Origin of the sequence: Campylobacter suis, assembly GCF_905120475.1 — a bacterium.
Classification (GTDB): Bacteria; Campylobacterota; Campylobacteria; order Campylobacterales; family Campylobacteraceae; genus Campylobacter_A; species Campylobacter_A suis.
In genome coordinates, this window is sequence record NZ_CAJHOE010000006.1 from 37453 (window position 1) to 56681 (window position 19229).

20 protein-coding genes are annotated in these 19229 nt (G+C 37.4%); 5 read left to right on the forward strand and 15 right to left on the reverse strand.

Annotated elements, in window-relative coordinates:
* The first annotated feature begins 42 nt into the window (after positions 1-42).
* Positions 43-1629 (forward strand): ABC-F family ATP-binding cassette domain-containing protein, encoded by a 1587-nt coding sequence (locus LQV35_RS08295; protein ID WP_230057413.1) that lies wholly within the window; start codon positions 43-45, stop codon positions 1627-1629.
* Positions 1630-1632: 3 nt separating this feature from the next.
* Complete coding sequence (locus LQV35_RS08300; RefSeq protein WP_230057414.1) at positions 1633-2094, forward strand: methylated-DNA--[protein]-cysteine S-methyltransferase; 462 nt, start codon at positions 1633-1635, stop codon at positions 2092-2094.
* Positions 2095-2271: 177 nt separating this feature from the next.
* Here LQV35_RS08300 and LQV35_RS08305 read toward each other — a convergent pair whose 3' ends face one another.
* The 5 genes from LQV35_RS08305 to LQV35_RS08325 all read right to left on the reverse strand — a co-directional run bounded on the left by LQV35_RS08305 (position 2272) and on the right by LQV35_RS08325 (position 6769).
* Entirely contained in the window at positions 2272-2679 is a 408-nt protein-coding gene (locus LQV35_RS08305; protein ID WP_230057415.1) for a hypothetical protein, read from the reverse strand.
* 67 nt (positions 2680-2746) lie between these two features.
* The gene (locus LQV35_RS08310; RefSeq protein WP_230057416.1) at positions 2747-3340 is read right to left on the reverse strand and encodes a hydrogenase-4 component G; all 594 of its coding nucleotides are present in this window, start codon (positions 3338-3340) and stop codon (positions 2747-2749) included.
* A gap of 60 nt (positions 3341-3400) precedes the next feature.
* Positions 3401-3961, reverse strand: coding sequence for a c-type cytochrome (locus tag LQV35_RS08315; RefSeq protein ID WP_230057417.1), 561 nt, complete (start codon positions 3959-3961; stop codon positions 3401-3403).
* Between the two features lie 81 nt (positions 3962-4042).
* On the reverse strand, positions 4043-5323 hold the full coding sequence (locus LQV35_RS08320; RefSeq protein WP_230057418.1) for a major outer membrane protein: 1281 nt from the start codon (positions 5321-5323) through the stop codon (positions 4043-4045).
* A gap of 126 nt (positions 5324-5449) precedes the next feature.
* Positions 5450-6769, reverse strand: a complete 1320-nt coding sequence (locus LQV35_RS08325) for an aminotransferase class V-fold PLP-dependent enzyme (RefSeq protein ID WP_230057419.1) — start codon at positions 6767-6769, stop codon at positions 5450-5452.
* Positions 6770-6878: 109 nt separating this feature from the next.
* Between LQV35_RS08325 and LQV35_RS08330 the strand changes: the two genes are divergently transcribed.
* Together LQV35_RS08330 and LQV35_RS08335 are read left to right on the forward strand one after the other, a co-directional pair.
* Positions 6879-7706, forward strand: coding sequence for a DUF234 domain-containing protein (locus LQV35_RS08330; RefSeq protein ID WP_230057420.1), 828 nt, complete (start codon positions 6879-6881; stop codon positions 7704-7706).
* Positions 7703-8695 (forward strand): sensor histidine kinase, encoded by a 993-nt coding sequence (locus LQV35_RS08335; protein ID WP_230057421.1) that lies wholly within the window; start codon positions 7703-7705, stop codon positions 8693-8695. Before LQV35_RS08330 ends, LQV35_RS08335 begins: the two co-directional genes overlap by 4 nt.
* 365 nt (positions 8696-9060) lie before the next feature.
* Here LQV35_RS08335 and LQV35_RS08340 read toward each other — a convergent pair whose 3' ends face one another.
* The 10 genes from LQV35_RS08340 to LQV35_RS08385 all read right to left on the reverse strand — a co-directional run bounded on the left by LQV35_RS08340 (position 9061) and on the right by LQV35_RS08385 (position 17641).
* On the reverse strand, positions 9061-9495 hold the full coding sequence (locus LQV35_RS08340; RefSeq protein WP_230057422.1) for a Dps family protein: 435 nt from the start codon (positions 9493-9495) through the stop codon (positions 9061-9063).
* Between the two features lie 166 nt (positions 9496-9661).
* Complete coding sequence (locus tag LQV35_RS08345) at positions 9662-10009, reverse strand: chaperone NapD (protein WP_230057423.1); 348 nt, start codon at positions 10007-10009, stop codon at positions 9662-9664.
* A complete protein-coding gene (locus LQV35_RS08350; protein ID WP_230057424.1) occupies positions 10006-10956 on the reverse strand; it encodes a WD40 repeat domain-containing protein in 951 nt (316 codons plus the stop codon). Before LQV35_RS08350 ends, LQV35_RS08345 begins: the two co-directional genes overlap by 4 nt.
* Positions 10953-11426 (reverse strand): 4Fe-4S binding protein, encoded by a 474-nt coding sequence (locus tag LQV35_RS08355; protein ID WP_230057425.1) that lies wholly within the window; start codon positions 11424-11426, stop codon positions 10953-10955. Before LQV35_RS08355 ends, LQV35_RS08350 begins: the two co-directional genes overlap by 4 nt.
* Positions 11426-11938 (reverse strand): nitrate reductase cytochrome c-type subunit, encoded by a 513-nt coding sequence (locus tag LQV35_RS08360; protein WP_230057426.1) that lies wholly within the window; start codon positions 11936-11938, stop codon positions 11426-11428. The genes LQV35_RS08355 and LQV35_RS08360 overlap by 1 nt, the downstream gene beginning before the upstream one ends.
* A complete protein-coding gene (napH, locus tag LQV35_RS08365; RefSeq protein ID WP_230057427.1) occupies positions 11938-12729 on the reverse strand; it encodes a quinol dehydrogenase ferredoxin subunit NapH in 792 nt (263 codons plus the stop codon). Before napH ends, LQV35_RS08360 begins: the two co-directional genes overlap by 1 nt.
* The gene (gene napG, locus LQV35_RS08370; RefSeq protein ID WP_230057428.1) at positions 12729-13493 is read right to left on the reverse strand and encodes a ferredoxin-type protein NapG; all 765 of its coding nucleotides are present in this window, start codon (positions 13491-13493) and stop codon (positions 12729-12731) included. The genes napH and napG overlap by 1 nt, the downstream gene beginning before the upstream one ends.
* Before the next feature lie 2 nt (positions 13494-13495).
* Positions 13496-16273, reverse strand: coding sequence for a nitrate reductase catalytic subunit NapA (gene napA / locus LQV35_RS08375; protein WP_230057429.1), 2778 nt, complete (start codon positions 16271-16273; stop codon positions 13496-13498).
* A gap of 134 nt (positions 16274-16407) precedes the next feature.
* Complete coding sequence (locus LQV35_RS08380) at positions 16408-17286, reverse strand: cache domain-containing protein (RefSeq protein ID WP_230057430.1); 879 nt, start codon at positions 17284-17286, stop codon at positions 16408-16410.
* On the reverse strand, positions 17276-17641 hold the full coding sequence (locus tag LQV35_RS08385; protein WP_230057431.1) for an HIT family protein: 366 nt from the start codon (positions 17639-17641) through the stop codon (positions 17276-17278). The genes LQV35_RS08380 and LQV35_RS08385 overlap by 11 nt, the downstream gene beginning before the upstream one ends.
* 95 nt (positions 17642-17736) lie before the next feature.
* Between LQV35_RS08385 and LQV35_RS08390 the strand changes: the two genes are divergently transcribed.
* Positions 17737-19229 (forward strand): molybdopterin-dependent oxidoreductase (locus tag LQV35_RS08390; protein WP_230057432.1); only part of this gene is annotated, 1493 nt, incomplete at its 3' end.

Consider the following 19229-nt stretch of genomic DNA (forward strand, 5'->3'; position numbering starts at 1 on the left):
TTTGGCAAAATATCGTATTTAAAAATTTAGATAAGGAAAAATATGCTTGAAGTTAAAGGACTTACTCAAAGATTTGCTAGCAGCCTACTCTTTGAAGATGTAAATTTAGTACTAAAAAGAAATAATCGCTACGGACTTATAGGCGCAAATGGTGCTGGAAAATCAACATTTCTAAAAATTTTAAGTGGGACGATAGAGTCAAGTAGCGGCGAAATCGTGATAGAAAATGGTTTAAAAGTCGGCGTTTTGGGGCAAGATCAGTTTGCATTTGAAAACTTTAGTATAAAAGATGCTGTTTTATATGGAAATAAGCGACTTTATGATGCGGTAAAAGAGAAAGAAAAGCTTTATATGAGCGAGGAATTTACCGATGAGATAAATGATCGCTTAAGCCAGCTAGAGATAATAAGCGCCGAAGAAGACCCAACCTATGAATACGAAACAAGGATAGAGAAAATTTTAAGCTCGCTTGGGTTAAATGAGTTTGATAAGCTTATGAGTGAGATTGAAAATTCTGACAAAGTTAAGGTTCTTTTGGCTCAGGTTTTGTTTCCAAAGCCTGATATTTTATTTTTAGATGAGCCTACAAACAACCTAGATATTGATGCTATCGCATGGCTAGAAAATGAGCTAAATCGCCATGAAGGAACGCTTGTAGTCATCAGCCACGATAGGCACTTTTTAAATAGGGTTTGCACGCATATTTTGGATGTTGATTTTAAGAAAATTCGTGAGTTTAGTGGCAACTATGATGATTGGTATATGGCTGCAAATTTGATGGCAAAACAGCACGAAATGGAGCGAGATAAAAAGCTAAAAGAAAAAGAGGAGCTTGAAAAATTTATTGCTCGTTTTTCTGCAAATGCAAGTAAAGCAAAGCAAGCAACGAGTCGTGCAAAACAGCTTGAAAAGCTAGACATAGCTGAGATCGCTGTTTCAAGCAGGCGCGATCCTAGTATTTTGTTTCGCACAAATCGCGAGATAGGCAACGAACTTATTGAACTTACATATATAGATAAAAGTTTTGGCGATAAGGTAATTTTTAAAGGGTTAAATTTTAAATTAGAAAAAGGCGATAAGCTTGCCATAATAGGACACAACGGTGTTGGCAAAAGCACACTTTGTAAGATAATAACTTCAGAGCTTATGCCAGATAACGGAGATGTTCATATCGGCGCAACTATTGAGCTTGGATACTTTGCTCAAGATGTTGTAAATAAAATAACTGGCGATTTAAAACTTTATGAATATCTGCAAGATGCTAAAAACAAAGATATAGATGAAATTCGCAAATGCCTTGGCAGAATGCTTTTTAGCGGGGCTGATCAAGAAAAAGCAGTCGGAGCGCTAAGCGGTGGGGAAAAGCACCGTGTAAGACTAGCCCAGCTTATGCTTCATAAGCCAAATTTACTCATCATGGATGAACCAAATAACCATCTAGATCTTGAAGCTATCATCGCTTTAGGCGAAGCATTTTATAACTTTGCTGGCTCAGTTATCTGTGTAAGCCACGACAGAGAGCTTATAGATGCCTTTGCAAATAGAATTTTGCACCTAAAAGGCAATGGCGAAGTGGTTGATTTTCGTGGTAGTTATGAAGAGTATCGTGCAAGCATGGGACTTGAATAAGCTTTGAAAAGGGCATATTTTAGCTCACCTATTGGCATTCTTGAGCTTGTAAGTAATGGCAAGCAAATTTGTGAGCTAAATTTTGTCGAAAATAGTGGCAAAAATGACAAAAATGATGAAAATTTAAAAAAAGTACTAAGAGAGCTTGAGCTTTACTTTTCTGGAAAACTTAGAAAATTTAGTATAGATATTTACATAAACGCAAGCGAATTTGAGCAAAAAATTTACAACTCACTTTTACAAATCCCATACGGCAAAACGATAACTTATGGCGAACTTGCTGCCAGCATAGGTCGACAAAAGGCATTTAGGGCTGCTGGCAATGCAAATGCCAAAAATAAAATCCCCATCATCATACCTTGCCACAGAGTTGTATCCACGCAAGGGCTTGGCGGGTACTCTGGTGGCAAAGGGATAGAAACAAAAAGATTTTTGCTAGAGCTTGAGCAAAAATTTAAAGATTAAAGTTATAAAATATCAAGTAGCATAAGCTCAACACTCACAAAAAACATAGATCTATCTTGGTATAAAACTTAGTATAAATAAAAAAGGCGTCCCACACGAGACGCCAGTGTATAAAAAGGAGTTCTTATTTTGATTGCTTGGTGAAATTATAACAAGCATCGGTAAATCAACGGCTAATCAAAAACTTATGCTCTCTTCTTTAGGAACGGAAATTTTTGTTTTTATATTTTTTTTGCTACCCGATTTAACTACCGGGGTACTCTCTTTTGCCTCTCGTATAAGCATCATATTTTCAAGACTATCGTCAATAAGGGTTGCATATACTAGGTCGCCTTTGTTATGATAAAATTTTACCGAACAAAATTCTGCTTTTGGAAGCTTTGCGTTTGTTGTATCAGTTGAAGTTATTTTGTAGCAGTATCTGCCATCAACATAGGCTAGCTCAGTTATTATCCCTTTTATAGCACTTTTTATCGGTGGTTTTTTTATAGCTACTGGTGGCGCAGGTTTTACTTGCTCTTTTTGAAAAACACAACCATTTAGTAAAAATGCACATACAATAAAAAGCAAAATTTTATAATACATCAGTATCCTTTTATAAAGCATGAAAGATTTGAAATTCGAGGCTAGCCCAGGCTAGCTGGGCTTTTAGTTACGCAGTTACATTTAAGACATTGCCACCAAGCTCAGCTATCTTTTTATCAACAGCTTCTAGCGCTTTTTGCATAGTTTTTTGAGAAATTTCAGGTAGCTCTCCACCCCAAACCTTCTCAGCTTCCTTAAAACCACGAAGCATGCCTTCGCGTCCAGCTTGTAGCTTTTCAAGGCTATCTCCGGCACCAGCTAAAACAAAGCCGGCTATACGCTCAGCAGTTTGATCAACACCAAAAAAACCTTTTTCACTAACTAACTCAGCTGCCTCATCTTGCGAAAGTGATACAAGTGGCTTGCCAGTATAGCCGATAGCATTTAGGTCTATACCACCCAAAATTTCAGCTAAATTTTGTGGAGTGTGACCGCTTGCTAGGTCAAAAAGCGAGCTTTGAGCCGAAAAACTAGATGTTGTTTGGCTAAAAATTTCAGAATTATACTGCATAAAATAACTATTTGTAAGTGCCTTAACATCTATGCTTGACGCCATCTGCTTGATAGACTCAGCCATATCCTTTTGCTCTGTTTTTTGGCCTGCTTGGTTAAGGTTTGTATAACCAGCAATGCCCTTAACTTGGTTTAATGATACATTCATAATCTCTCCTTTGATTATCTCTCATATTTTATATCGGCAAATTTTAAAATTTGTTTAGCCTTATCTTAGATAGCTTCCTTGTTTTTTCTCTGTAGAAACTGGCTTGTTTGCCTCGTATTGCTCATTTATGTATGCGTCTTTGCCTTTTAGATAGGCTATTATCGCACCGAGGTCGTTATTGCTTGTTGTTTTTGCGATATTTTGCATAACACTACGCATACTGCCACCAAACTCTGTATTTGAACGATAAGACACCATCGCATCTTCTATATCCTCTGCACTTTGATCTTTTAATGGCTTTATACCGCCGACCCTTTTTTCAGCCTGCTCGCCATGACAGCTAGCACATTTTGTATCATAGATCTCTTTACCTAAAGAGACAGAGTAGCGCCCTTTTTTTCTATCAACACCTGTTTTTAAAATTCTAGTATCCTTATAAACCCTAGGATCTTCATCAACAAAGATATCGACTTTTTGATTATTATCTTTGGCGTAGTTTTTAGCCATTTCGCTTAGCTGTTTGCCAAATTCACCATTTGCCCTGATATAATACACTTCAGAAGCACCGAATGCACTAGCACCTAAAATACACACCAAAGATAATGTCGCAAAAATTTTCACTTTTTCCCCTTAAATTTAAAAATCCCAAGCAGGGCGAACCTAACTTGGGATTATAGCATAACTTTGTAAAATCAGACTAAATTAGAATGAGTATTTAGCTTGAAATCTAAAGTGGTCAGCTTTATTTTTGCCAGAAACATTTTTTTCTTTAACTTGTGCATGAGCATAGAATGAGCTAAACTCAAGCTTTTTGCTATAGTTATAGCCTAATCTTCCAACAACTTCTTTATACTTTTCTTTAGTGTTATCGGCTGTCTTTTTATTACCATCTATATACTCAGCACCGATAAAATATTTATCATCAAATGTATATCCAGCTGTCACAAACCAAAAACTTCCTTTGCCATCTACAAGTGTGTAATCAACAAAATCTGAAAAAAGCTCTCCTGGATTGATATATGAACCCTGATCTTCTAGACTAAATGTCGTATAACCCTTACCACTGGCTTTATATCCAATATAGCCAGCAGATAGGTCAGCACCAAATAGTGATGTAGAAAGCTCACCAGCATAAAAATTTCCATCTCCATAACTGATATCAACTGCATCAGTAAATGCTTTTTTAGCTTTTTTATCTGCATCAGAATGTGCATATTGAGCCTTTACGCCAACATTTACATCATCAGTTATATTAAAATCGCCTGTTAATTCTATTGCTGCTATATCAACTAACTGGGTTAAAGTAGCATACCATAATTGAAAACCAATTGGATCATAAGAGCCAATAGCTGCTACACCATAAAGATTACCTGGCTTATATGTTAAAGCCTCATTATTTACGAGTCCGGCTTTATTTCTAAAAATTTCATTTAACTCATCATTTGCTCCACCCGCTGTCGCCAATAAACCACCATCAGCCTCATATGTGTCATAATCAAGAGCGTCAAATGCAAGAGCTGCAAGTGTTAAACCTTCAATGTCATTATTTACTATCTTTATACCTGTGCCAACTTCGTCATCTGTAAAGAAAGTTCCTAAAATTTGCTTACCAGCAGTAATAGTAGTATTTTGTGCAGTGTAACCTAAATATAGTTGATATACACCAAATTTATCATCTGCACTGGTCTTATCATGAATATTTCCAGTATCGTCTTTTGAATTATATCTTATACCTAAAACACCAAAGAAGTTATCATCAATAGCAGCCTTAAAGTCAGTCGTGATTCTAAATTTATGTCCACGATCGATCTCCTTTGCTTCAGTTGAATCTGATGATTTTATTTGTTTAACATCATATCTATATCTAGCAAAACCAGATACATCAACATTTTTTATAGCCTCTTCAAGTGGTGTAGCTGAAGCTACGCTTGAAAATGCACCTAACGCAACCAAAGCTGCAAGTGAAATTTTTGCAAGTTTCATTTTGTCTCCTTATTGAAAATATTTATCGAAATATTATCTATTATTTTCTAAAATATAGCTTAAATTTTGTCTTTTTGTTACTATTTATTAACCAAAAAAGACTGATTTTACATTTTTTCTAAAATTTTAACAAAGCTTTTCGCTGTATGTCGTATAAAAAGATCTCTCCTCAGCCCAGCTCGTATGATATTTCTCTATGCTTTTTTTTAGTGCGTCAAAAAAATAATCAATATCCTCTTTCGTATGCGTATAATGCAAACTCACGCGAAGCCAGCCTGGCTTCTTATCAAGCAAAACATCATCCTTCATCATAAGGAGCTCATGCCCATATGGTCCAGCACAAGCGCACCCTGCCCTAGTTTGGATACCAAAGTCGTTGCTAAGTATCGCAGACAGATCGTAAGGAGAAATTTCTGCGACATTAAATGAAAATATCGGCAGTGCCTTTTGCCTTTCTGGGCGATAATTTTTCACGCTATCTAATTTATTTAGCCTTTGCTCAAAGTACTCACCAAGCTCAAATTCTATGTCATAAATTTTACTAAGTCCGACTTCATCACGAGTTTTATACGCAAGAGCTGCACGCATGAGCTGTGTTATAGGAGGTGTCCCACCTTGCTCCCTTTGCTCTATCTCAGGCACAAAAATATGAGATGTTCGTGAGACATAACCCACGGTTCCACCACCAGCAAATGTAGGCTCATCACAATCTACCAGCTCTTTTTTTATCGCAAGCAAGCCACACGCTCCAACACCTCCAAGAAGTTTGTGCGGCGATAAAAACATCGCGTCAAAATGATTAGTATCTACATTAAAGTAGCCACTAGAAGCCGCTGCATCAAGCGCAACAACACCATCATACGCCTTAACCATCTCATAAATTTTTTTATAATCGCTAATAACGCCAGTAACATTTGAAGCCACGCTAAAACTAGCTATGATCTCGCGTCTTGAATTTAGCTTTAAAACCTGCTCTAGCTCTTTTAAATTTATGCCTCCATTTTTATCAAGACCAATACGCACAACATCACAAAGTGCCTCACGAAAACTAACTTCATTTGAGTGATGTTCATAAGGTCCTAGCACGACGAGCGGGGAGCTTGAGTTTTGTTTGATAGCATAGCGTTTGCGAGTTTTTGGTGGAATATAAAGACCCAAAAGCTCTTGAAATTTTTTAATCGCTGAGCTTGAGCCATATCCTGTTGGTAGCAGTGCAAAACTATCATCAAGCCCAAGCGATGTTTTTAGGCTTTTGCGTGCATTTTCGTATAAATTTTGCGTGATGATGGCTGAACTAGCGCTGTCTGAGTGGGTATTTGCATAAGTTAAAAGCATTTTTTGTATCTTTTCTTCTATACTTTTTAAACCAAGACCAGAAGCCGTAAAGTCAAAATAATAAATTCCATCTTTTAAAATAATATCATCTCTTAAATTTTCTATTTGCACACGCTGACCTTTAAAAATTTTGGGTGATTATAGCTATTTTTCATTAAAATTTTTGTAAAATGGGCTAAAAGGAGCAAACATAAAAGCACTAAAATCAACCTACGAGCGCATGAAACATCTTGATATAGATGATGTTTTTAACTTTCACATCGTGTTTGATGAGATAGTTTTAAGCAAGGCTTACTACGATGTTTTTGAAGCGATAGAGGGTGAAATTTTTGCTAATATTAAGGAGCTAAAAAAGCGCTTTGAATTTGATGATGAGCTCAGTGAACCGATGAAAAAAGCTCTTTTAAAGCTTGCAAATAGTGATAGAAAAAGATTTAGTATAAATAAAGCTTTACCGCAAATTTTAGCTAGCAAAACTTTTGCAAAACTGCTTGAAAATGGGTTGATTTATATAGAAAAAAGTCGTGAAATTCGCCCTGTCAAAGCCAAAAACCAAAAGCTAAAAAAGAGCGAACGACGCTACATAGTACAAGATAAAGTGCATTTTACAAGCCACTTTACGCGCTTTTGGTTTAGGTTTATCCAACCAAATTTAGCCCAACTTGAAAATGGAGAGTTTTCAAGCGTCATGCAGACCATAAAAGCCGAGTTTTATGAATACGCTAGCCTTGGTTTTGAACTTTTGTGTGCTGAATTTTTGCGCGATAGAGGCGTTAAAAATGCAAATAGCTTTTGGCATAAAAACATAGAGATAGATCTGCTTGGCATAGGCGTTAATGGCATAGTTGTTGCGGAGGCTAAATTTAGAGCAAAAAAGGTTTGTAAAAGCATTTTGACGCTACTTTTAACAAAGTGCGAGCGACTTGGATTTGTGCCAAATGAAGTATATCTTTTTTCAAAAAGTGGTTTTAGCAAAGAGCTTGAAAACTTAGGTCAAAAGCGCGTAAAACTCATAAATTTAAATCAAATGACGGAGCTTTTAGAATGAACGAGCAAAATATCGAAGCTGGACTAAAAAGCCTAATAGAACAAACCTATCTAATAGAGCAAGAGTATAAGAATTTAAACAACTCATACGAAAGTTTGCAAAAGATCATAAAAGATGTCGTAGATGTCTTACCAACAGCGATATGGGTACTAAACAGCGATGCGACCATATTTTTACAAAATGCTCAAGCAGCCAAAAATACCCTACTCTTTTCACGCATAAACCTTGAAATTTCAGAGTGTGAGATAGAGCTAAAAGGTCTATTTTATCTAGTTAAAATCGCCATAAAAGATGACAAAAAGATCGTATCAGCCATAGATATCACGGCTCAAAAGCGCACCGAGCGCCTTGCTAGCATGGATAGCGTAGCCGCTCACTTGGCCCATGAGATACGAAATCCTATCGGCTCAGTATCCTTGCTTACCTCATCTTTATTGCGACGAAGCGAAGGCAAAACTCACGAGCTTGCGATAGAAATTCAAAAAGCTATATGGCGAGTTGAGCGTATCATCAAAGCGACCTTACTCTTTACAAAAGGTGTGCAGATAAATCGAACAAATTTTAATTTTAATGAGTTAAAGATAGAGTGCGAAGAAGCCCTAAAATACTACTCTTACACAAAGGATATAAAAATTTTACTTAACTTTGGAGATGAAGATTACAACGCAGATAAAAACTTGCTATCTATGGTTTTTGAAAATATGCTTTTTAATGCTATTGACGCATGCGAAGAGAGTGAAAATGAGAGCGATGAGATAAGTATAAGCTATGAAAAAACGCAAACTGAGCATAAATTTTATATCTGCGATAGTGGCGTAGGGATAAATAATGCTGGCGCGGTATTTGAACCATTTAAGACAAGTAAGCTAAATGGCAACGGACTTGGACTGCCACTATGCCTGCAAATCATACAAGCACATCACGGCAGTATCGAAGTCACGCTAAATCCAAAGACATTTTGTGTAAGCTTGCCTGTAAATTTCGAGTGATATTTTAAATGCTATTTTGCTATAGTAGGTTTTAAGCTAACCAAATTTTATTTATATGTAGTACTTTGCGCTTTTTGGCAAATTTTATTTTTTTGACTTGATTTAAAGTCAAAAATATTAATAGTTACTTTTGACATCATCAAAACCATCTTTTATATCATAAAGCTTAGTCATAAATTTAGTCACACCGCCTAATTTATCTCAAGCCCAAAAAAACCCTTAGTCTTATCGCTAATAATAACGACGGTTTTACTTCTTTTGCCTGAATTTTGTTGTCTAAAAATAAATTTAATCTTAAATAGTGTAGTCTAAAAAATGTAAAAAGTAAAATTTTAAGAAAGAAAGCCCCAAATATGGGGCTAAAATTACTTTGCAAGTGTAGCGTTTAGCATCCAGATGGCTTTTTCATAGTGAGCTATCTGATCTTGTGCATAAGCTTGAGTTGTTGTATCTCCCTCAGCAGCTTCATCAAGTTTTTTAAACTCATCTAAAAGGTGCTTATAGTCAGCCAAAACTATCTCTAAAACTTCTGTCGGAGTATAGCTTGCTTTTGGCTCATGCTTTATGCAAGTTGTCTTTGCAAGTTCGTCAGCTTTAACGATAGCCTTGCCACCAAGCATTATAGCGCGCTCAGCTACTTCGTCGAAAATTTCATGAAACTCATCATAGGCTTTTTCTGTATATTCATGAATGCTAAAAAACTGGATACCTTTTACATTCCAGTGTAGGTCATGAAATTTAATGTATAACGCATGAGCGTCAGCCTGAATTTTGTTTAATTGAGAAATAACTTTTGACATTTTGTCTCCTTTGTTTGATTTATAAAATTATAACATAAAAAAGTAAACGAAATTTATATTATCTAATAAATTTTATTATTTAGTATAAAGTATTATAAACCCTAAAACTAGAAATTTTTACGATAAAAAACAAACTTCTCTAAAAACTAAGATTTACTCTTAAGTCCTATTTTACACGATCTCCTATATGACCGTTATAAATTATATTCTTAGCATCAATATTTTCATCAAGTAAAATTTCACTTATCTTGCCACTTTTCTTGATACTTTCTATATCATTTTGCAAATCTTCTTGATAACTATATATCATGGCTGCACTTGACACACCATCTAATTTTTCAAGTACCTTAAATTTCTCTATCTCTTCATCTAAATTCTCAACACTAACCACCACCACTATCTTTCCATCTTGTGCAGCAACAACCTCACAACCATCTACATTCTCAATAAGTGGTATAACATTTTCAGCACTCGTCTCATCTTTTGTATATACAATTAGGCTTGATATATTCATTTAATACTCCAAAATTTTACTTCTTTTTGATACGCTATGCTTATTATCCTGCCATCATTTGACAAATAAATTTCGCTTAAAATTTCCTGCCCTGTTTTTATGGTATGTAAGAGCTCTTTACTTTTAATGTCATAAACTACGATATCGCTATGCTCGCCGTTCATAAAAGCTATCTTGCTTTTATCTGGGCTAAGAGCTAAGGCATAAACTATAAAATCAGCGTTAAAATAGTTCATATTCGATCCATCAAAAACACCCACCTGACGCGTAATGCTACCAACAGCCAAAGCATCATCTACATAGTCAATATCATACATATTATCTTTAAAGAAATTATGCGTTTTTATAACTTGCCTTGTCTTTAAATCATACTCGTATATCACGCCACTTTCAGCACCTATGGCTATCTTATCGCGGTTTTTGCTAATCTCGAAATCAACATAAAGTGCTATTGAAAATTTATGTTTAAACTTCAGTTGTGCGCTGGCTAGATCTACAATGTAAATTTCATTGCCAAAGTCTGAAATTATGGCTTCATTTTCACTTGTGAAAAAGGCTTTTTTAGCAGATTTATTTGGAGTGATAAAGTTATTTATCTCGGTAAATTTCTCTCCGTCAAATTTATATACAAAAAGTCTTCTCTCATCATAACTAAGCTCAGCCAAAACGAGAAGTTTATCATCTAGTCTATCTATACTAAACACTCTAGAGCTAGGCTCATCAGCAAAGTATGCCTTCTTTTTAGGCAGTATGATTTTAGGTAAAAATTTGTCATTTTTTATATCATAAATTTCAACCTCACCGATATCCGTGCCAAGATAAAGCATCTCATCTATCAAATTTGAACTGATAACATTTGCAAAAGCACTAACAACTCGAGTTGGCTGCGAAATTTCAGCCGAAAAACAAATTCCAAAAAAAGCCAAAAGAACTAAAACTTTTCTCATCTTGCCTCCATTTTTATAGCATTTACAAAGCAAACTTCCATGCATTGTGCACAGTTTGTGCATCTATCATTTATAGTAGGTCTAAATACCCCAAAAAACTCTATCGCACGAAATTTACAAATATCTTGACAGCTATAACACATCGTGCCATTCCATGCCAAACAGCTACTAACATCGATAGTGGTTTTAGCCTCAATGATAGCAGGAAATTTTAAATTTAAAACTGATTTTTGGGTGTTTTCGCACTCTATGGCGCACTTTTTACAAAAAGTACAACCCTTAGTTTGAAATTTAAAACTTACTTTTTCGCCATCAAATGAAAGCAGATTTTCATCACAAGCACCAACACAAGGCGCTTTACACTCTACACACTCAAACTCGCCGCTAAAATATGGCGGTGGGATAAAATTTTGAGCGGATTTACCGCCCAAAATTTTTCTAAAAAGCTGTCTTCGTGAGACATCTTGCATTACCTAACACCCTCATTTAAGACATCTAGTAAATTTGAGCTTTTTGACGAACTTTCATCACGAAAATCCGCTTTAAAGTTATTTTTCACTCTTGGCTTTACATTTGCTTGAGGGACATGGCACTGTGTGCAGCTAAAACGATCTTGGCTTAGCTCGCTACCAGTTGATTTTTGAAATCTTATACTATAAAGATGTGACTTTGGTATAGCTGTAGCTCCGACACCCTCAGCAACCTCTGGCATATGGCAAGTTACGCACATATTCATATCTTTTGTTATAGGTATAATGTCAGAAATATCATGCGGGATAAGCGGTGGTGCGTTTTCAAAGGCACGATCTATCTTAGTTGACTCTCCTGCTGGTGTAGCAGTCCAGTTTACATCAACTAATGTAATGTTATCATCAAAGACATCATTTTGATTAAAACTTGTCAAGTCTGCGTTTTTTGTATTACAGCCAACCAATAGTGCCGCCGCACCAAGACCAGCCAAAATAAGCTTAAAAGCTTTCATCATTTTCTCCTTAAATTTCTTATATTAAACTTTAATGCATCGTCATTGCAAACATCGATACAACGACCACAACTTGTACATTCGCTAGAGGTTACAAAACCATTTTGTTTGCCTATAATGCCTAAGACTTGATTTTCTGGGCAAATAAGCTTACACTTCATACATTTAGTGCAGTTATCACTATTATGCTCTATCCTAATAAGTGAAAATTTTGAGATAATCGCATAAAAAGCACCAAGTGGACAAATTTTAGAGCAAACCACCCTATCGCCCACAAATGCATCTATCGCAAAAACCCCAAATGCCACAAAAAGCCAAAGTGTTGTGCCATAAATTATCCCGCGTTGTATTATACCTATAAAGCTAACACCCTCAAAGGCTGGTGCCGATGTTACAAGCGAAAGAGCAAGAACAAAACCAAGCACATAATACCTTGCATTGCGAGAGAAATTTACAAATTTGTTATCTTTATCATAGCCAAATTTTACCCTAACCCAGCGAGCTGTCTCTGTTATGATATTTACAGGACAAACCCAGCTACAAAACGCACGAGGCGCTATAATGGCATAAAAAACAAAAATGATAGCCGCCCCAACTAGTGCCGAACTAGCTATGCTAAAACTTGCTAAAAATAGCTGCAATACAGCAAATGGATCGCTTAAAACAACGGTATCAAAAAGCTTTGAGCTACTTAAATTTCCTTGTAAAATTTTAAGCCCATAAAAGTTGCTGACAAAAAATAGAGCAAGGATTGAAATTTGAGTTATTCTTCTTAGTATCAAATACTTCATCACAGCTCCTTATCGCTATTTAGATAATCATCAAGCTTTTTACTATCTTGCTTAAACTCTTTTGGAGCGACATCTCTTAGCTTTTTCTCATCATCTGCTATCCAGCCCTTAACATACTGCTCGTTGCTTGAGCCTAGTCCAAGAGCTAGCGGAAGCACAAAAATCGACGGCTTTGGCGTTACACAAACTTGCTCACACATGCCACAACCCGTGCAGTAATTTGCATCAACAACAGGTATAAGCATAGCGTGTTTTTGAGTTCTATCATTATGTCTATAGTCAAGCTTTAACGCCTTATCTATAACAGGGCAGGCTCTATAACAAGCATCACAGCGAAGCCCCTCATAAGCGATACAAAAATTTGGATCAAGCACAGCTATACCCATCTTTGCTTTGTTTATATTTAGCTTTCCATCATCGTTGCTAACTAAAACAGGATCAAGCGCTCCAGTCGGGCAAGCAACCGTACAAGGTATGTCAGTACACATATAACACGGAATTTCTCGTGGCGTAAAGAATGGAGTGCCATAAGGCAAACCATCTTTTAAATCAGCCAGCTTTAGCGTATGCCACGGACAGGCTTCAACACAAAGCCCACATCTAACACACTCAGCAAGAAATTTATTCTCATCTAGTGCGCCAGGCGGTCTGATAAGCAGAGTTTGAGCTTTAAGGCTAGTTTGAGTACTCCACATAAAACCTCCTGCAAGCACTAAACTAATAGCCTTTAGTCCAAACTTTAACGCCTCTCTTCTAGTTTGCATGATTAAGCCTTATAAATTTTAACCGCACACTTTTTGTAATCTGTCTCTTTTGAGATCGGACAAGTTGAGTCTAGGCAGACCTTGTTGATAAATACATTTTCATCAAAAAATGGCACATATACAAGCCCTTGTGGAGTTTTGTTTCTGCCACGAAGATCGACTCTAGCCTTAACCTTACCACGACGACTCTCAACCCAAACAATATCATTTTGTGCTACACCAAGCTTGGTCGCATCGCCTTCATGCATATAGCAAAGTGCCTCTGGAACAGCACGATAAAGCTCTGGAACACGCATAGTCATAGTGCCTGTATGCCAATGCTCAAGCACACGACCTGTACATAGCCAGTATGGGTATGTATCATCTGGCATCTCGCATGGATCCATGTAAGGACGGAAGAAAATTTTAGCTTTATGGGCCAATGAGAATTTCTCTTCGCCACTTGTAACGCCTTTTAGATCGCCTTTTGGTAGCTTAGCTTTTGCATTTCCATAGTAAGCAAATGCTTTGCCATTAGCATATTTTTTCGCGTATGGGTCATATTTTGCGTTAAATCTCCACTGAGTCTCTTTGCCATCAAGAACTGGCCAGCGCAATCCACGAACTTTGTGATATGTATCAAAATCAGCCAAATCATGACCATGACCAACACCAAATTTTCGGTAATCTTCCCAAAGATATTTTTGAACGAAAAATCCATAACCCTCAAACACTTTACCATCTGAGCCGACAACTTTTCTACTATCACCAAAAACTTCGGTGTTATCAAAGTCTTCCATTATCGGGTCTTGTGCTTTGTAAGTTTTTGCCTCTTCATTTGCAAAAAGTACATCAAAAAGTGTTGCATTTTCATCATAACCCATAGCTTTTGCTTGCTCTAAAACACTTGGTAGTGTTAGCTTATCATCGACCTTTGTCTCGCCCCAAACCTCTTTTAAAGTAAAGCGTTTTGAAAACTCAAGAATTTGCCATGTATCACTCATCGCTTCACCTACTGGCAGTACTTGCTGGCGCCATTGCTGGCTTCTACGCTCAGCATTTCCATAAGCACCCCACTTCTCATAAATCATAGCTGATGGAAGTATAAGGTCAGCAACCTTGGCTGAGATACCAGGGTATGGGTCGCTTACAACGATGAAGTTATCCATCTCGCGAGCTGCTTTTATCCAGTGGTTTGCATTTGCAGTGTTTTGCCAAGGGTTATTTACATGAACCCAAGCCCACTTCATCTTTCCATCTTCTAAATCACGCATCATTTTTACATAGTGTGAGCCTGGCTTTGGATTTAGGGTGCCTTCTGGGAGCTTCCAAATTTTTTCACTTACTTTTCTGTGCTCAGGATTTGCTACAACCATATCAGCTGGTAAACGATGAACAAAAGTTCCAACTTCACGAGCCGTTCCACACGCACTTGGTTGTCCTGTTAAAGAAAACGCGCCATCGCCTGGTTTGGCTTGTTTACCAAGAAGCATATGCGTCATATAAGCTTGCTCGTTTACCCAAGTTCCTCTTTGGTGCTGGTTAAAGCCCATAGTCCAAAAGCTTACAACTTTGCGGCCTTTTTCTATATATAAATTTGCTAACTCTTTTAGTTTTTTCTTAAATTCTTCAATATCCTCGTTTGGATCGCCTTTTGAAATTTTTGCAACAAAATCAAGAGTGTAAGGAGCTAGCGCTTTTTTGAAATCTTCAAATGTTATAATCCAGTGCTTATCAGGCTTTGCGGCATTTTTATTTTCTAATACATCGCCCTCTTTGTATCCAAGATAAGCTAATGTCTTGCCTTCTGCTTGACTCAAAGTCTTTTTAATCTCTTTTTCTAAGATATCTTTCTCGGCTGCGTATTTTGGGTGGTTTGGATTATTTCTTAAGCCATAACCTATATCAACTGGACCTGTCACAAACTCACAATAGTTTTTCACATAATCCCAGTCAATAGCCTCAGGATGGTTATAAACTATCTCATGTGCGATATAGTTCCAAATAGCAACATCACTTGAAGGAGCAAAGATGATCTCAGTATCTGCTATATTTGAAGTACGAGTTGAGTATGTGCTTAAATTTACTATCTTTACACGCTCAGCGTTATTTAATTTTCTATCACTCACACGAGACCAAAGCACTGGGTGCATCTCAGCCATATTGGCTCCCCAAGCGATGATAGTATCAGTTAGCTCGATATCATCAAAACAGCCAGCTGGCTCATCTATACCAAATGTCTGCATAAAGCCAACAACAGCTGAAGCCATACAGTGGCGTGCATTTGGATCTATGGCATTGCTTCTAACGCCAGCTTTTAAAAATTTAGCCGCCGCATAGCCTTCCATAATGGTATACTGACCAGAGCCAAATACGCCAGCTGAGTGAACGCCATTTTCTTTGATAGTCTGCTTATATTTTTCAGTCATTACATCAAAGGCTTTTTCCCAAGACACAGGCTTAAATTTACCTTTTTTATCAAATTCGCCCTTTTCATTTACGCGCAAAAGTGGCTGAGTTATACGGTCAGAACCATACATTATTTTAGCGTTAAAATAGCCCTTGATGCAGTTTAAACCACGATTTACTGGAGCTTCTGGGTCGCCTTTTACAGCAACTATCTTACCCTCTTTTGTAGCGATCATTACGCCACAGCCCGTTCCGCAGAAACGACAGGCAGCCTTATCCCAACGCCAGCCCTTCTCTGCTTCGGCAGCACTTAGCGAGCTTGGCACTGCGATGCCAGCACTAGCGCAAGCAGCCGTTGCCGCAGCACTTTTTATAAAATCCCGACGATCCATATTTTCTCCTTTGGTTAAAATTGTATTTAATGAAATTATAGTCTAAATTTAGTTTAAATATGCTTGATTTGAATCAAGTTATGAAAATGTTATTTTGGAGTTAAAAATTATTAAAATTTCTAGGCTACAAAAACCTAGAAAAGTGGGTTTAAGAACATATTTTCGCTGAGAATTTTTTTATCACTAAAATCTTTGTCGATATGAAGCACGAAAGAGCCTATGCGTTTTGAGCTAGCATCAAATATCGGCGATACTGAAAGATAGTGTGAGCCTTGGACAAAAAAGCCATTTTGTTGCAAATTTAGCTTTTGTATCACAGGTACAACGCTTAAATTTGCACTTTTTAAATTTGCGATAAAATAATTTGTCATTATCTCATCGCCATCCCTAGCGGCTCGTTCAAAATTTATCTCCTTATCAAGCAAGACAAAAAGGTCTATGCCTTGGTTTTTAAAGAAATTACTAATCGCTTCAAAGTCGCTCATAAGCTCGATAGTGCCTAAAATTTCATCATTTTTCTTAACTGGTGAAAGTGCCCTAATATATGTACCAGCAACACCGCGCTCTATCCCACTTATAGTGCCATTTCCTTGTCGCGATACATATATCATATAGCGAAAACTACTAAGCTCATCGCCGTACCTATCCATATCCCAGCTGCGTATCAAGCTCACTATATCATTTGTGTGAAGGTGGAGCTTTAGGTTGTGATAGGCTGGTGCGTTTTGGATACTGGATATAATCTTATTTATATTTTTCTTGCAAATTTCTCTATCTTTTTCCAAAAAGCACTCGGTTACAGCAGCATTTTCGCCAAGTATAATCGCAAGTGCTTGCAGCGAGCTTTTAGACTCATCAATATTTTTATAAAGCTGTTTTATCTGATAGTCAAAAAATGCTTTTGCTGTATTTATATGATTTTGCTCGCTGTATCTTAGGTATAAAACAGATAATATCGCTAAAACTACAACTGTGACGATGCCAAAAATAAGTGGTAGAATTTTATTTTTCACTCAGAGCCTTTTGAAGTATTTTAGCAAATTCACTAAACTCTGGCAGTCTTAAGCTAGAGCTTCTTAATGGCTCTTGCCAAAGGTTATTTGGATAAAACGCATCATCTTTAAAGCGCGCCATAACATGCATATGCACGCGTGGCAGGACATTTGCAAAACTTGCTAAATTTATTTTTGTGGGGTTATAAAATTTTCTCATTTCGCGCTCAACAATTAAACTAGCCTCCCAAAGCCTAGCAAGACTCTTTTCATCACAATCACTAAGCTCACGAAAAGGCTTTTTAGTAAAGATCTTAACCCAAGGAAGCTCGTTTTCTTCACGCTCTATCCATATAAACTCGTCTTCAAATATCATTATTTCCCCTAAAATTTTGCTTTATCTTAGCAAAATTTCGCTAAAATTGCCTTTTAAGTTGCAAGTTTGCAAATAACTAAACACAGAGAACCCACATGCAAAGACGAAAATTCTTACAACTAAGCGCAGTTGCTAGTACACTAGCATATACAAATTTACAAGCAAGCACAGCCATACCACAAAAGGGGCTAAGTGCTAATAAATTTGGTGTATTTTGGGTGGAGGGTAGCGAGGATAAGATAACAAATATTACGCCATTTCGCAGTCATATCCACACAAACAAACTAAACGAGATCATCCCTGAGATCATTCAAAAAAACAAAACTCGTGTAAAACACCCATATGTGCGTAAAAGCTTTTTAGATGATCCCACAAACCCAAAGCCAGAGCTTCGTGGCAAGGAGGAGTTTGTGCGAGTTAGCTGGGAGGTGGCACTTGATCTAACGGCGCAAAGACTAAAGCACACCTATGATACTTACGGAGCAAACGCTGTTTATGGGCAGGTGTATCAGTGGGGCAACCTAGGCAAGGTCGGGCACAGCCGAAACATCGGCAAGCGCATGCTAAATGTCCTTGGTGGCTATGTGAGTGAGGCTGGAGGCTACTCGTATGGATGCGCACAAGTGATTATGCCACATGTTTTGGGTGTGATGGAGACAAGACAGCATCCAACTAGCTGGAAAGCGATACAGGAAAATGCGAAAAATATCGTATTTTGGGGGACTGATCCTATCGTGTCAAACGAGCTTGGTATCGGCGCACCGCTTCATGATGCGTATGCGAATTACCGCGTTATAAAAGACATGGCGGCGCGCGGTGAGATGAAAATTTACAGCGTCGATGTCTTTAAAAACGAAAGCGCAAAGTATTTTAACGCTAAAACACTTCTACTTCGTCCTAGCACAGACACAGCTATGATGATAGGGATGTGTCACTATCTTTATACAAACAACTTACACGATGATAAATTTTTAGAAAATAACTGTGTTGGGTTTGATAAATTTAAAGAGTATTTTATGGGAGAAAAAGATGGTGTTGTAAAAGACATAGCTTGGGCTAGTGAGATTTGTGGGGTTGCTAAAGATGAGATAGAGAGTTTTACAAAAACCATCGCAAAAGATCGCACCATGATAGTAAGTGGCTATGCTATACAGCGTACAGATCACGGCGAGCAAGCCTACTGGATGTTAATCGTCCTAAACGCTATGCTAGGGCATATGGGACAAGCAGGTGGTGGCTTTATCACAAATGATCAGACGCACAAAACAGGCGACACGCACTATAAAGCCCCAAAGATACGAAATTTCGATGTCTTGCCACACGATAAAAAATACAAAGCCATGATAAATCCAAAAGGCTCAGTCATACCAAACTCCCGCCTTATCGAGTGTTTAGAGCGACCCGGCAGTGAGATAGAAAGAAATGGCAAGGTGCATAAATTTCCTGAGCTAAAACTCATGTTTAGCACAAATGGCTCTCTCTTCACCCGCCACCAAGACTCAAACAGAGCAGCCATAGCACTGCGTAAGCTAGATGCCATCATCACACTTGAGCCATTTTGGACATCGCAGGCTAAGTTTTCAGATAT